General features: G+C 66.4%; 14 protein-coding genes and 1 riboswitch. Of the genes, 9 read left to right on the top strand and 5 right to left on the bottom strand.

The features are described 5' to 3' along the window. The first annotated feature begins 86 nt into the window (after positions 1-86). The gene (locus tag RTY46_RS13400) at positions 87-449 is read left to right on the top strand and encodes a glycine zipper 2TM domain-containing protein (RefSeq protein WP_312708930.1); all 363 of its coding nucleotides are present in this window, start codon (positions 87-89) and stop codon (positions 447-449) included. A gap of 55 nt (positions 450-504) precedes the next feature. Here the strand turns inward: RTY46_RS13400 and betT are convergent, their stop codons facing one another. Beyond that, entirely contained in the window at positions 505-2,478 is a 1,974-nt protein-coding gene (gene betT / locus RTY46_RS13395; protein WP_312708929.1) for a choline BCCT transporter BetT, read from the bottom strand. 62 nt (positions 2,479-2,540) lie between these two features. Next, positions 2,541-3,641, bottom strand: coding sequence for a hypothetical protein (locus RTY46_RS13390; protein ID WP_312708927.1), 1,101 nt, complete (start codon positions 3,639-3,641; stop codon positions 2,541-2,543). 157 nt (positions 3,642-3,798) lie between these two features. On the opposite strand from RTY46_RS13390, the gene RTY46_RS13385 reads away from it, so the two are divergent. The 3 genes from RTY46_RS13385 (at position 3,799) to pnuC (ending at position 7,969) form a co-directional block, all read left to right on the top strand. Next, entirely contained in the window at positions 3,799-4,926 is a 1,128-nt protein-coding gene (locus RTY46_RS13385; protein WP_312708925.1) for a phosphotransferase, read from the top strand. A gap of 113 nt (positions 4,927-5,039) precedes the next feature. Next, a riboswitch (TPP riboswitch) is annotated at positions 5,040-5,135 on the top strand. A gap of 72 nt (positions 5,136-5,207) precedes the next feature. Next, positions 5,208-7,388 carry a TonB-dependent siderophore receptor gene (locus RTY46_RS13380; protein ID WP_312708923.1) on the top strand — a complete coding sequence of 727 codons (2,181 nt, stop codon included), beginning with the start codon at positions 5,208-5,210 and terminating at the stop codon, positions 7,386-7,388. Positions 7,389-7,396: 8 nt separating this feature from the next. Beyond that, positions 7,397-7,969, top strand: coding sequence for a nicotinamide riboside transporter PnuC (pnuC, locus tag RTY46_RS13375; RefSeq protein WP_312708921.1), 573 nt, complete (start codon positions 7,397-7,399; stop codon positions 7,967-7,969). 65 nt (positions 7,970-8,034) lie between these two features. On the opposite strand, the gene RTY46_RS13370 is transcribed toward pnuC, so the two are convergent. Further along, positions 8,035-9,009: a Dyp-type peroxidase gene (locus tag RTY46_RS13370; protein ID WP_312708920.1), complete on the bottom strand. Its 975-nt coding sequence runs from the start codon at positions 9,007-9,009 to the stop codon at positions 8,035-8,037. A gap of 222 nt (positions 9,010-9,231) precedes the next feature. Between RTY46_RS13370 and RTY46_RS13365 the strand changes: the two genes are divergently transcribed. The 3 genes from RTY46_RS13365 to RTY46_RS13355 are packed head-to-tail and all read left to right on the top strand — an operon-like array spanning position 9,232 to position 11,075. After that, positions 9,232-9,960, top strand: a complete 729-nt coding sequence (locus tag RTY46_RS13365; protein ID WP_312708918.1) for a hypothetical protein — start codon at positions 9,232-9,234, stop codon at positions 9,958-9,960. Positions 9,961-9,972: 12 nt separating this feature from the next. Continuing rightward, on the top strand, positions 9,973-10,476 hold the full coding sequence (locus RTY46_RS13360) for a sigma-70 family RNA polymerase sigma factor (protein ID WP_312708916.1): 504 nt from the start codon (positions 9,973-9,975) through the stop codon (positions 10,474-10,476). Next, on the top strand, positions 10,473-11,075 hold the full coding sequence (locus tag RTY46_RS13355) for a hypothetical protein (RefSeq protein WP_312708915.1): 603 nt from the start codon (positions 10,473-10,475) through the stop codon (positions 11,073-11,075). The genes RTY46_RS13360 and RTY46_RS13355 overlap by 4 nt, the downstream gene beginning before the upstream one ends. An 80-nt stretch (positions 11,076-11,155) precedes the next feature. On the opposite strand, the gene yecR is transcribed toward RTY46_RS13355, so the two are convergent. Further along, on the bottom strand, positions 11,156-11,482 hold the full coding sequence (yecR, locus tag RTY46_RS13350; protein WP_312708913.1) for a YecR family lipoprotein: 327 nt from the start codon (positions 11,480-11,482) through the stop codon (positions 11,156-11,158). Positions 11,483-11,642: 160 nt separating this feature from the next. Further along, on the bottom strand, positions 11,643-12,215 hold the full coding sequence (locus tag RTY46_RS13345) for an Ax21 family protein (RefSeq protein ID WP_199911434.1): 573 nt from the start codon (positions 12,213-12,215) through the stop codon (positions 11,643-11,645). Positions 12,216-12,461: 246 nt separating this feature from the next. On the opposite strand from RTY46_RS13345, the gene RTY46_RS13340 reads away from it, so the two are divergent. Together RTY46_RS13340 and RTY46_RS13335 are read left to right on the top strand one after the other, a co-directional pair. Next, the gene (locus tag RTY46_RS13340; protein ID WP_312708912.1) at positions 12,462-12,887 is read left to right on the top strand and encodes a hypothetical protein; all 426 of its coding nucleotides are present in this window, start codon (positions 12,462-12,464) and stop codon (positions 12,885-12,887) included. A gap of 70 nt (positions 12,888-12,957) precedes the next feature. Next, a complete protein-coding gene (locus RTY46_RS13335; protein WP_312708910.1) occupies positions 12,958-13,272 on the top strand; it encodes a hypothetical protein in 315 nt (104 codons plus the stop codon). Positions 13,273-13,287: the final 15 nt, after the last annotated feature.

Here is a 13,287-nt window from a genome sequence, read left to right as displayed (position 1 = left end):
GAAGCCCAGCGTGGTACCTGCGGCAGCCACGGCGCCCCGGCGCCTTCCCTGCCCCGCGTGGCATGCCCCCAACTGGAGACCCGAACATGCTCAATACGTCCTCACTCAGCTTCCGCAGCCTCGGCCTCGCCCTGGCGCTGCTGGCCGGCATGGCCGTGGTCAGCGATGCCAGCGCGATGTCGCGCAAGGACAAGCGCACCGTGGTCGGTGCCGTGGTGGGCGGCGTGGCCGGTCACCTGATCTCCAACGGCGATCCCACCGCAACCGTGGGCGGTGCCGTGGCCGGTGGTGCGATCGGCAACCTGACCACCAAGGACCGTCACGACGACCGTCGCTACGATCGCCGCTATGACCGCCGTCATGGCTACGACCGCGGCCACGACCGCCGTTACTACCGCCACGATGATCGCCGCTACCGCCACGACCGCGGTCGCCACCGCGGCTGGTAAGCCCTCCCGGCAACACCCCGAACGCCGGCCGCACTGACGGCCGGCGTTCTGCTGTTCAGCGCACGTGGTCCAGGAACTGCCGGTGGCGTGCGTACTGGTCCAGCACATCGTGGATCAGCTGCACCCGGGTCCAGCCCATCACGTCGTAGTCCTGGCCGCCCTCGCGCAGGTAGACCTCGGCGCGGAAGTAACGCCCGGCTTTCGCCGCACGGCGCGGGTCCTGCAGGGTGAAGCTGGGCGGCTCATACGGCTGCGGCCGCACCGAATAGAAGAAGTCCATTTCCTGGCCATGGCCGACCTGCAGCCAGGCGCGGCCGTCCTCGCCCAAGGTCACCTCGACCTCCAGCTCCTGTCGCCGCAGTTCACCGGCCACGTCCTGCAGGGCCGGCATCACCTGCTGGTCGATGAAGCGCAACACTTCGGCCTGCACCGGGTTGTGCGCCAGCAGCCGCAGGCGTGCCCGCCAGTCGTCACTGGTGCCCGGCAGGATGCGTGCGTCGCGGATGATCGAGCGCTTGGTGGCATCCAGGCGCATCGCCTTCAGCAGGCCCCAGCACATCAGGATCATCACCAGGGTGAAGGGGAACGCGCTGGCGATCGTCGCCGCCTGCAGCGATTCCAGGCCACCGGCAAACAGCAGCGCCACCGCCAGCGCACCCACCAGCAACGCCCAGAAGATGCGCTGCCACAGCGGTGATTCTTCCTCGCCCTTGGAGGTGAGCATGTCGATCACCAGTGCCCCCGAATCGGCCGAGGTGACGAAGAACAACCCCACCAGCAGCACCGCCAGGCACGAGGTCGCCAGCGTCCACGGCAGGTGGCGCAGGAACTCGAACAGGGCCATCGAACTGTCTGCCGATACCGTCTGCACCAGTTCCTGTACACCCTCGGTGCGCACCATGAACAAGGCGGTGTTGCCGTAGATGGTCATCCACAGGAAGGTGAAGCCCAGCGGCACCAGCAGCACGCCCACCACGAATTCGCGCACGGTACGGCCACGCGAGATGCGTGCGATGAACATGCCCACGAACGGCGACCACGCGATCCACCAGCCCCAATAGAAGAGGGTCCAGCCACCCAGCCAGCCGGTGGGCTCATACGCGTACAGGTTGAAGGTCATCGAGAACAGCTGCGACACGTACATGCCGGTGTTCTGCACCAGCACCTGCAACAGGTGCACGGTGGGCCCGCAGACCAGCACGAAGGCCAGCAGTGCCGCCGCCAGGATCATGTTCAATTCCGACAATCTGCGCACGCCGCTGTCCAGGCCCGCCACCACCGAGCCGGTGGCCACCAGGGTGATGACAGCGATCAGCACCACCTGCACCAGCGTGCTCACTTCCAGCCCGAACAGGTAGTTCAGGCCGGAGTTGATCTGCATCACGCCCAGCCCCAGCGAGGTGGCCAGGCCGAAGATGGTGCCCAGCGCGGCGAAGGTATCCACGGTGTGGCCGATCGGCCCGTGGATGCGTTCACCGATGAGCGGATACAGCGCAGAGCGCACGCGCAGCGGCAGGTTGTGGCGGAAGCCGAAGTACGCCAGGGCCAGTGCCACCACCGCGTAGATCGCCCAGGCATGCACGCCCCAGTGGAAGAAGGTGATGCGCATGGCCTGGCGCGCCGCTGCGGCCGATTCCGGCGTGCCGGTGGGCGGCGTGGCGTAATGCATGATGGGTTCGGCCACGCCGAAGAACATCAAACCGATGCCCATGCCGGCGGCGAACAGCATCGCGAACCACGAGGCATAGCTGTAATCGGGGCGGCTGTGGTCCGGGCCCAGTTTGATGCGGCCATAGCCGCTGACGGCCACGCCCACCACGAACACCAGGAAGCCGGCCACGGCCAGGATGGTGAACCAGCCTGCATCGTTGGCGGTCCAGTTCTTGGCGGCGGTGAACCAGCGTGTGGCCAGGTCCGGCGCGAAGATGGCCAGGGCCAGCAGGGCGATGACGATCGCCGCGGTGGGAATGAATACCTGCGGCAGGATGCGCTGCCTGACGGGGGTGGGGTGCGGAGCGGAGCTCGGCATGTCGTCCTCCGTGAACGGAAATGCGTGAAGGGAATACGCGGCGGACCGCGATGAAGGGCGTCCTAGAAGTAGAAACCGATATTGAGGTTCAGGCGTGAGTGCCAGCGTGAGGGCCCTTGCGGGTCCAGGCCGATGCCATCGCCGCCGGCGAACCACATGTTCTTTCCGGCGATCCAGTCGATGTAGGTCAGCATGCTGCCCTTGCCCAGGCTGCAGCCGGTGACGTTCTGCCACGACGAGCGCATGCCGGGCTGGCGCTGCAGCGGGCGGGTCATGCTCAGGTTGTTATAACAGGTAATGTCATCCAGCCAACGCCGTTCGCCGAACGAATAGGCCACATTCACGCTGGGCACATCGGCCTTGCGTGCAATCTCGAACGGCGCCTGGAAGGCCGACAAGGCGATGGTCGCGCCCGGCACACCATAGTGGTAGCGCGCCCACTGCAGCTGCGTGGTCCAGCCATCGCGCGCCCACTGCGCATGCACGGCCATGCCGTGGTGTTCATGATGGCGACGCGTTTCCACGTTCTGCACCGAACCGCTGAACGCCGACGCACCCAGCAGCAGGGTTCCACCGTGCCAGTCACGGTCATGCTCGTAACGCAGGTTTATCCGGTCGCGCTCGCGATAGGGCAGCTCCGGCGTACGCGCCACATCGAACGAATAGCGGTCGTAGCGCGCCGCGTCGCCGTACTCATCGCCGGCAAACCAGCCGAGGTGCCACAGGTGGTGGCCGCTGCGATGCTGCAGCACCAGGCCCGGATCGTAGTCATCCTCGATGCCCAGGTAGTAGCCGGAGCCGAACCAGAAACTCTGCGAAGCCGTGGGCAGCAGGCCGAACGGCACCTGCTGGATACCCGCACGCAGATCGGTATCTTCGTTGAACTGCCAGCCTGCATAGGCATGGTGGACTGCATTGAAGCCGTCGTACCAGCGGTACTGCGCCGAGAAGAACAGCGGCCCGGCACCGGCATCGATGTCGGCACGCAGCAGCTCCAGCTGCAGGCCACTGGTGGGGCCGTAGTCCAGCCACCCATAGTTGAAGCGGACGGCGCCGCCTGCGTCGAACCACGGTTCCGCATTGGGATCGTGGGGCTGTGCCAGCGCCGGGCCGGCCGAGGCGCACGCCAGCACGCCGATAAAAATGGGGAAATAACATCGCACGGGTGTGTTCCGGTGCCTCCCTGTTTTCAGAACGGAAGCCTGCCAGTGTAACCGGCGCGTGCAGGCGCCTTCTTCACTGGTCCAGCGCAGGAACGCAATGCGGGCGCTACCATGGGCGCGCTGTGCTGCTGCCCACCCGATCTGCGAACGCACCACCATGACCGATACCTCCCACCGCGTGCAGGGCCTGAACAACGATGAGGTCGCGGCCGACTGGCCGGCGATTTCCGCGCAGGACCTGGCCTGGCTGGGGCGGCGCTACACGCCGCTGGGCAACACGGCCACGCTGCAATGGCACAGCCCGCGCCCGCTCTCGGCCGCGGCGATCGCGCGCGGCGAACACGGCGCCGTTTTCATCAAACGCCACCACCACAGCGTGCGCAGCGCCGCCGTGCTGCAGGAAGAACACCGCTTCATTGCCCACCTGGCGGCGCGCGAGGTACCGGTGGTGCAGGTGCTTGCTGCAGACAACGGGCAGACCGCGCTGGAGCACGGGCCCTGGACCTATGAACTGCACGCGGTGGGCGCCGGCGCGGACCTGTATCGCGATGCACCCTCGTGGACCCTGCTGACCGACATCGCCCAGGCGCAGGAAGCCGGCCGCGTGCTGGCCCGACTGCACCGCGCCGCGGCCGATTACCACGCGCCGCAGCGCGATACCCATATCCTGGTGGCGCGCGATGATCTGATCCGCGCGCACGATCCCATCACCGCGCTGCAGGCCAGCCTGGCCGATCGCCCCGGCCTGGCCCGCTACCTGGCGCGCATTCCCTGGCAGGCGCAGCTGCGCGAGCACGTGCTGCCCTGGCACGCCGGCCTGGCCGAGCGGCTGCAGCACGAGCCACGGCTGTGGGCGCACAACGACTGGCACGTCTCCAACCTGTTGTGGAACAGCGACGGGCAGATCGCCACCGTGCTGGATTTCGGCCTGGCCTCGCCCACCAGTGCACTGTTCGACCTGGCCACGGCGATCGAACGCAATGCGGTGGCCTGGCTGGAACTGCAGCGCGGCGCCGACGCGGTGCGCAGCGATATCGCCCTGGCCCTGCTGGTCGGCTACCGCGACGTGCTGCCGCTGTCGGCCGAGCGCGTGCACCTGCTGGCCGACCTGCTGCCAATGGTGCATTTCGACTTCGCACTGTCCGAAGTGGAGTACTTCGAAGGCATCACCGGCTCCACCGCCAATGCCGACGTGGCCTGGCAGCCGTTCATGCTGGGCCACCCGGCCTGGTTCCACAGCGCGGCCGGACAGGGCCTGCTGCAGGCGCTGCACGCCGCTGCATAGCGGCCTACAGCCCTGGGGTCAGAGCCCTTTCCGGTGGAAAGGGATCTGACCCCTTCCCATGACCCCTTCCCATGCCCGGGCTCGCAAATCCGTACGGTTTGTAGTGAAATGGTCACCTGAAGCGGGGGTGCCTGGATCTGCCAGGCTGAGAGAGTCCCTTGGAACCTGATCCGGTTTGCACCGGCGTAGGGAGCTTTGAGCAGCGGTCGCACCCCCGTTCCCTGGGCCGGTGCGTCCGTGCGCCGTCGCTTCGTCTCCCTTGCTGTCAGAAGACGAACCGAATGAACCGCTGCCTGCGCCCCACCCTGCTCGCCCTAGCCCTGTGTGCCGCCCTGCCGCTGCATGCCAGCGAGGCTGCCACCGATGCCGCCGACACCTCCGATCGTTCGCCCACCGATCTGGCCGCCGTGCGCGTGCAGGCCGGCAAGCCCACCTCTGCCAGTTCGCGCGCCAATGCCTTCGGCGGCGGCAGCTGGAAGGACACCCCGGCATCGGTAAACGTGCTCGACCGCAGCTACCTGGAACAGCGCCAGGTGCGTTCGCTGTCCGAACTGGCCAGCAACGACGCTTCGCTGGGCGATGCCTATGCCCCGGTGGGCTACTACCAGAACGTAGCCATTCGCGGCTTCGCGCTGGACGCCGCCACCGGCTACCGCTTCAACGGCCTGTCGATGGCCGGCGAACAGCGGCTGGCGCTGGAGAACGTGGAATCGGTGGAAATCCTGAAGGGTGAAGCCGGTCTGGCTGCGGGCGTGATGGCCCCGGGCGGCATCATCAACTACGTGGGCAAGCGCCCGGCCGAAGTGCGCACGGTCACCCTGGGCACCGATTGGGAAGGCTCGCGCTACGCCGCCGTGGACGTGGGCCACTGGCTGACCCCGCGCTTCGGCGTGCGCTTCAACGCCGCTTGGGATGCCAGCGACTCGTATATCGAACACCTCGATGGCCGCCGCAACTTCTATTCGCTGGCCGCCGACTGGCTGATCGGCGAACGCGGCAAGCTGGAAGTGGACGCCAACTACCAGACCAGTTCGCAGCGCTCGGCATCGGGCTACCAGCTGCTGGGTGCCAGCGAGCTGCCGCGCGGCGTGGACCGTGACCACCTGCTGGGCTACCAGCCGTGGCAGATGCCGGTGGGTATCGCCAGCACCAACATCACCGTGCAGCACACCTACGACTTCAGCAGCGCCTGGCAGTCGCGCGTGGCGCTGGGCCACAGCCGCACGGTGATCGATGACAACGTGGCCTTCGCCTACGGCTGCTACTACGCCGCGCAGTGCGCCGACGGCAGCGTGCCGGGCAACTACTTCGCCCCCAACGGCGACTACGATGTCTACGATTACCGCAGCCCCGACGACACCCGCCGCAACCAGCAGGCCCGTGCCGAACTGCGCGGCCGCTTCAGCACCGGCAGCGTGGGCCATGAACTGACCCTGGGCGGCGAGACCTACCGCCGCACCGTGGATCGCCGCCCCAGCGTGAACGAGTACGTGGGCACCACCAACTACCACGACGGCCAGGTGCCGGTGTTCGATCCGTCGCCGTTGCAGCCGGGCCCGTCCGCACGCCGCCTGGACAGCCGGCAGAATGCGTTCTTCGCGCTGGACCGGCTCAGCTTCGGCGACGACTGGCAGTGGCTGGCCGGTGGCCGCTACGTGCGCCTGGACGAGCGCGCCTATGACAAGCGCGGCAACCCGCAGCGGCACAGCCGCCTGTCGCGCTTCCTGCCGCAGACCGCAGTGGTGTGGAAGGCCACCGACCAGCTGAATGCCTATGCCAGCTACGTACGCGGCATTTCGCTGGGGCAGGAAGCGCCGTTCTGGACCAGCAACGCCGACACCTTCCTGCCGGCGGTGGAATCGCGGCAGCTGGAAGCGGGCGTGAAGTACGCGCCGAACGAGGCGCTGAGCGTGGGCGCGGCGGTGTTCCGCATCAGCCAGCCCTACCAGTACGCCAAGCCGGACGACAGCGACGTCGGCTTCACCTTCGTGCAGGAAGGCCAGCAGACCCACACCGGCCTGGAGCTGACCGCCAACGGCCAGCTGACCGATGCACTGCAGGTGGTGGCCAGCGCCAGCGTGCTGCGCGCGCGCGCACGCGATGCCGGTACGCCCGCCTATGAAGGCCACCAGCTGGTGAACGTGCCGAAGGTGCGCGCCAGCGTGCACCTGGCCTATGCGCTGCCGTTCGTGCAGGGCCTGCAGGTGACCGGGGGCTGGCGCTATGCATCGGCCAACGTGGCGCGTGCCGATGGCGCGGTGCGTGCGCCGGACTATTCGGTGTTCGATGCCGGCCTGCGTTTCCAGCACCGCCTGCACGAACGTGCGGTCACCTGGAACCTGTCGGTGGACAACGTGTTCAACCGCTTCTACTGGCGTGACACCGGCAGCAGCGCCGGTGACTACTACCTGTTCCCCGGTGCGCCGCGACAGGCCCGCCTGTCGGTGACGTTCGCGCTGTGAACGGGGCCGTGCTCGAGTGGACCGCCGCGCTGTGCAGCGTGCTGGGCGTCTGGCTGATGGCCCGGCGCCAGCTGTCGGCGTGGCCGGTGGGGCTGCTGTCGGTGGCGCTGTACGGGCTGGTGTTCGCCGAAGCCAAGCTGTATTCGGACACCCTGCTGCAGGTGATCTTCGGCGGCTTCCTGGTCTACGGCTGGTTGAACTGGCGCCAGCATGCCGCCGATGAAGGCAGCATCCGCATCGTACCGCTGGCGCGCGGCACGCTGCTGCGCGATTTGGCCATCGGCGTATGCGGCGGCGTGGCGCTGGGTGCGGTCATGCACAGCTTCACCGATGCCGCACTGCCCTGGCTGGATGCGCTGCTGACCGGCCTCAGCCTGGTCGGCCAGTGGTGGCAGGCACGCCGGCATGCGGCGTGCTGGTGGGTGTGGATCTGCGTAGACGTGGTGTACGTGGGCACGTACCTGTTCAAGTCACTGCAAGTGACCGCCGCGCTGTACGTGTTCTTCCTGGGCCTGGCGGTGTTCGGCCTGCGCGCCTGGCAGGCCGCCGCGCGCGCACCGCAGGTCGCCTCGGCCCGGTAGAGTCGAGCTTGCTCGACTGTGCGGGTGCGCCGGGCCGCGCAAGTTCATCCACGCATGGCGTGGATCTACTCGGCCAGGTCGGCCAGCACCTTGCGCGAGGGCGCGAAGAAGGTGACGCCGGTGACCGCCGTGGAGAAATCCAGGATGCGGTCGTGCAACGGCGCCGGATTGCCGATGAACATGCGTTCCAGCATCTGCTCGATCACCCACAGCCGGCGCGTGTAGCCGATGAAGTAGGTGCCGTACTCGTTGTGGCCCGGGCGCGCGAACGGCATGTTGTCGCGCAGGATCTCGTGCTCGCCGTCGGCATCTTCAATGGTGCACAGCGTCTTGTGCGACTTCTGCGCATCGGCCGGCGCATCGTCCAGTTCCATGTTGTCGTGCTTGGTGCGGCCGATGATGGCTTCCTGTGCTTCGGTCTTCTGCGCGCGCCAGGCCGCCAGGTTGTGCAGGTACTTCTGCACCACCACGTAGCTGCCACCGGCATGTTCGGGGTCTTCGTCGCCCACGATGGTGGCCTCCGGCAGCGACAGCCCTTCCGGGTTGGCCGTGCCATCGACGAAGTCGAGCAGGTCGCGGCCGTCGAAGTAACGGAAGCCGGCCACTTCATCCACCGTTTCCACCGCATCGCCGAAGGCCAGCAGCAGGTTGCGCTCGAAGGCCACGATCAGGTCCTGGGTGCGCGCGCGGATGTGGTACAGCAGGTCGCCCGGGGTGGACACCGCGGTGTGGGTGGCGCCCCGGATCTCACGGAACGGCTTCAACTCGCGCGGCGGCGCGCTGCCCACCAGCGGCGCCCACACGCGGTGGCCGATGGCCACGTTGCAGGTGAATGTGCGCTCGATCTCGCGGATGGCGGTGTTCTTGATCAGATCATCGGTACTGCCCAGCACCTGCCGCACCGTGGCGATGGAATCGGCATCGTCCTTCACCTTCAGCACCAGGAAGGCCGCGCAATGGGTCAACGGCGCGGTGATCTGCTGCGGCTCGTTGTCCAGCGTATGGTTCAAGGCGGTGATCGGGGCGGGCTGGGAATTCATGGAACATCCTGCTGGCTGGAGGCGGCGATCATAGCCGAACCACCCCGAGCACGGCTGCGGTAGAGCCACGCCATGCGTGGCTGAGGACAGCATCCACGCATGGCGTGGATCTACCTGAGCGCATCGCCGGTGGCGACGTGCGGGCGATTCCAGCGGGAGCGATGTCAGGTTTTTTCCGCCCGCGGCGTCTCCAGTTTCCAACACACCTTGCCTGGAGACCCGATGCACGCCACCGATATCGCCGGCACCGCTCCACCGAGCCGGTCATGGCCCGCCCGGCGCCTGCTGCACTGGCTGGTGCTCACCGCACGCATGCTGCGGCGTGCACCGCTGCGCCTGTTCCTGCTGGCGCTGCTGCCAATGCTGGTGGAGATCGCGCTGCAGCTGGTCGTGCCGATCGCCGGCGTAGTGCTGTCCAAGCTAGTGGTGCCGTTGGTGTCGATGTGGGCCCTGCTGATGCTGGACCGGTTCGTTCGCGGTGGCAGCTTCGCGCCACTGCAGGAGGGCCGTCGGCTGTGCGCAAGCCCGGCGACGGCCATCATGCTGGCGCTGGTCTCGGCCCTGGTCTTCGCCAGCCAGGTCGCAATGGCTGGCGTGCTGGCCGGGCCTGCGGCCGCGGGTGCCTTCGTCCTGGGTGACAGCGCGATGCTGGCCACCACCGTCACTCGCCTGCAGATCGCACTGGTGCTTGCCAGTGGCCTGCCGCTGGGCATGCTGCTGCTGACCACGATGCCGCGCGCCCTACTGGATGGCAGGCCGGTGCTGGCCGCGTTGCGCGACAACCTGGGCCTGTTGCGCGATGGCTGGCGCCCGCTCGTTGCCTACCTGCTGCTCAACGCCGCGCTGCTGGTCGCCCTACCGTTCCTGCCATGGCTGCTGCTGCCCCTGCTGCTGCTCGGCTACGTATCCTATTGGGTCTACCGCGATGGTTTCGCGGACGGCATCGGCTGAGGAGCGGCACGGTTGCGCAATACACGGTCCATCGATATTGCCGAGGTGCTGCAGGCGCACTGGCCGATGCTGGCGCGCATGGCCGGCAGCTACGCGCGCGAGCCCGCGCGGCGCGACGACCTGTTGCAGGAAATCAGCATCGCGCTGTGGCAGGCGCTGCCACGCTGGCGCGGCGAAGAGGGCACGCTGCGCGCCTTCATCGCTCGGGTGGCCCACAACCGGGCGATGGATGCACTGGCCAGCGAACAGCGGCACCGCGGCAGCGGCTTAGATGAACAGTTTGCCGATCCAGATGCCGATCCACTGCAACAGGCCGCGCGTGCACAGCAGCACGATGACCTTCTGCAGGCGGTACGACAGCTGCCGCTGGGGCTGCGCCAGGTGGTGCTGCTGGCACTGGAGGGTTTTTCGCAACGCGAGATCGGCCAAGCACTGGCGCTGGAAGAGAACACCGTTGCCCAGCGCCTGAGCCGCGCACGCCGGCAACTGCGCGAACGCATGGGAGGCACTCAATGAATCCGGCAACCGACAGCAACGAATGGAACGAACTGCAGGCGCTGTGGCAACAACAGCCCGGCGTGCCCACGGTTGACGTGGCCGCCTTGCAGCTTGAGGCCGAGCGCCGCAGCCGCTGGATCCGCGTGCGCTCGGCACTGGAGCTGCTGATCACGGCGGTCGCGGTGGGCAATTGCATCCGCGCCCTGCTCGACCCGCGCCGGCAGATCGCCCATGGTCTGCTCTGGGGCCTGATCGTGCTGGTGCTGGCCGTAGCGGGCTGGATCTTCGTGCAGCGGCGGCGGCAGTGGCACAGCCGGGGCCTGGCGCCCGCCGCGTTGCTGGCGTTCGAGCGCCAGCGCGCGCGCATTTCGCTGCGCATCTGGCGCCTCAACATCTGGCTGTCGCTGGCGGTTTGGGCCGGGCTGGTGTGGATGGCGCTCACCACGATGCAGGCCGGACCTGAAGCCCCGGGTGCACTGCCACCACAGACCTGGGCGCTGAACCTGTGGTTGAACGGCGCGGTAGTGCTGGTGGCAGCAGTGGCCGGTGCATGGGCCGGACGGCGCCGGCAACGACGGCTGGACAGGCTGACCGAACTGGAGGCACAGCTGCAGTAGAGCCATGCCATGCGTGGCCGGCGTGTGCAGACCGAAGAAACTACGCATGGCGTGGCTCTGCTGCCACAGCCAACGCCTTGTCAGTGCGACACAGCGCTACACTGCAACGGCATGGTGAACCGCCATCGCTTGCACTTGCCGAAGCGGCTACGGCCATCGCAGATACGCTCAATATCACCATTAAGTTCCGCGGCGGACTGCCCCCACGCAGCACACTGGCGCGTGGCGGTCTGCTCTGCCGCCTGTCGGTTGTCCGCTGTCAGTTCTGGTTGCTTGCTTACCAGCGTCAGCACCACCTTGCCTTCAGCGCGGCTGGCACCTTTGAGATTCCATTCGGCACTGGACCGCGCCTGCGCGGTGCCCAGCAGCAGTAGTGCCGCCATTACGACGATTGCTTTGGTCTTCATCATTTCCCTTGATCGACAGTGCGCCGCATGGAGCCGCAGCGGCACTGCACTCTACCCGATGCAGAAAAAAGAAGCCCGGCACAAGGCCGGGCTTCGGATGGCATGCGGGAGAGAGAGAGAGTCACATGCCACTTACACGCACTAACGACAGGGCGATGTCTTACCAGCTGAAGCGCGGACCCACGAACCACTCGCGGTCGCCGGCCTTGGCCAGCTTCACTTCGCCGCTCAGGCCCCAGTTCTGGTTGAACTTGGCGGTGGCGCCGACGCGGCCGTAGAACTCGCCTTCCGGATTGATGCCGTGCTTCTTGCTGTAATCCTCGTAACCGGCCAGCGCATAGCCTTCCAGGTACGGGTTGAACGCGGTACGCAGACCCACTTCGGTGGAGTAGCCGTTGAAGTCCAGGCCGTGCTTCAGGTCGAACTTCTGGTACGCAACACGAGCCACCAGGTCGGTGTTCGGTGCGATGCCATAGTTGTAGCCGGCACCGATGCGCCACTGGGCCACATCGTTCTTGAAGGTGTCGGTTTCCTGCTTGCTGTAGTCACCGAAGACCGAGAAGTTCGGGTGCACTGCAACCGAGCCCTTCACGCCCCAGCCATCGGCGTCGCCGCCCTTGGCATCGGTGTTCACGTAACCGCCTTCAACGTAGTTGTACGACAGGCCATCGGCAGCCGATGCAGCGAACGGCAGGGCAGCCAGCAGACCCAGGGCAAGCAGCGAATTCTTGATCATCGGGACACACCTTTAATTATTTTTTGGTTTCGTCGGCCGCCTCCCGGGAGAGGGAGAGAGGAGGCGGTCGACAGGTGTGAATTATCCGTTTGCTGGTGAAATCGCTCCTGAATATTGTACTGACCAGTACATGAATGAAGTTTCCGTTCAGGGAACTTGCAGCGGTTTGGCCCGATAGATGTGAAGTACGTAGAATCCTCATGAACCCATGGATTCCGCCCGACGTCAGAAGTGATGCACGCAGTGCTCTACGCCGTCTTCCAGGCGCTTGCCCTGGTGCTTGTCTGGACCGGGCAGAAATCAGACGCGAAGTCGCAATGGCGCAAGGTCGGTGTGCTGTTGCTGCTGGTCTTTGCAGGCACCGTGGGCATCAGCATGCTGCTCAAGTGGATGGCGCAATCGCTCGCGTTGTTCACGGTCGCCACGGCCAAGCAGTACGCGATAGCGGTCTCGATGTCCCTGCTGTGCCTGTGGGGAATGGCGATATTGATCGCGCTGATCAACGTCATCGGTGCTTCCATCAAGCGCTTTCATGAAACCTACAACGCCGACAACTGGAAGAACGTGGCGCCTGCGGTAAGCAGTGCGCAGCCAGCCATGCTGATCGTCGCCCGCTGTCTGCTGTCCTTCGCCAGCGCCCTGATGCTTTCAGGGCTTTGGCTGAGATAGGAATGCTGTCCCCTCCGCCGGCAGGTCATACACGTTAGCCTTGTCGTCCACGCAGACGGAATGGCACATCATGCAGATCAAACCCCTACGCAGCCCCATGCACGTCGTGCGCGACTGGGCAGAGGAACTGTCGATAAAGCTCGGGCGTTCAGCGCAGGAGCTGCGCGCAAGAGGTCTGGGCGCGCGCGATTTCAGCCATACGCGCCGTGTTGAACTGCGCAGCCGCAGCGGCTTCTTCGTGGCCGTGCCGCTGTCATTCTGCGTGATTGATGAAACGAAGGGCGTGGCTGTTTTCAGCGAGCACGACGGGTATCTCGAATTCAGCCTGGACGAGGATGACGAGGTGACCGAGATTGTCGAGGACCGCTACGTGCACGAAGGCTGAGCGCGGCCCTGCCGT

This window comes from Stenotrophomonas sp., from assembly GCF_032056425.1.
Lineage (GTDB): Bacteria > Pseudomonadota > Gammaproteobacteria > Xanthomonadales > Xanthomonadaceae > Stenotrophomonas.
The sequence above is the reverse complement of the archived record's forward strand: the minus strand, read 5'-3'. Positions and strand labels throughout refer to the sequence as shown.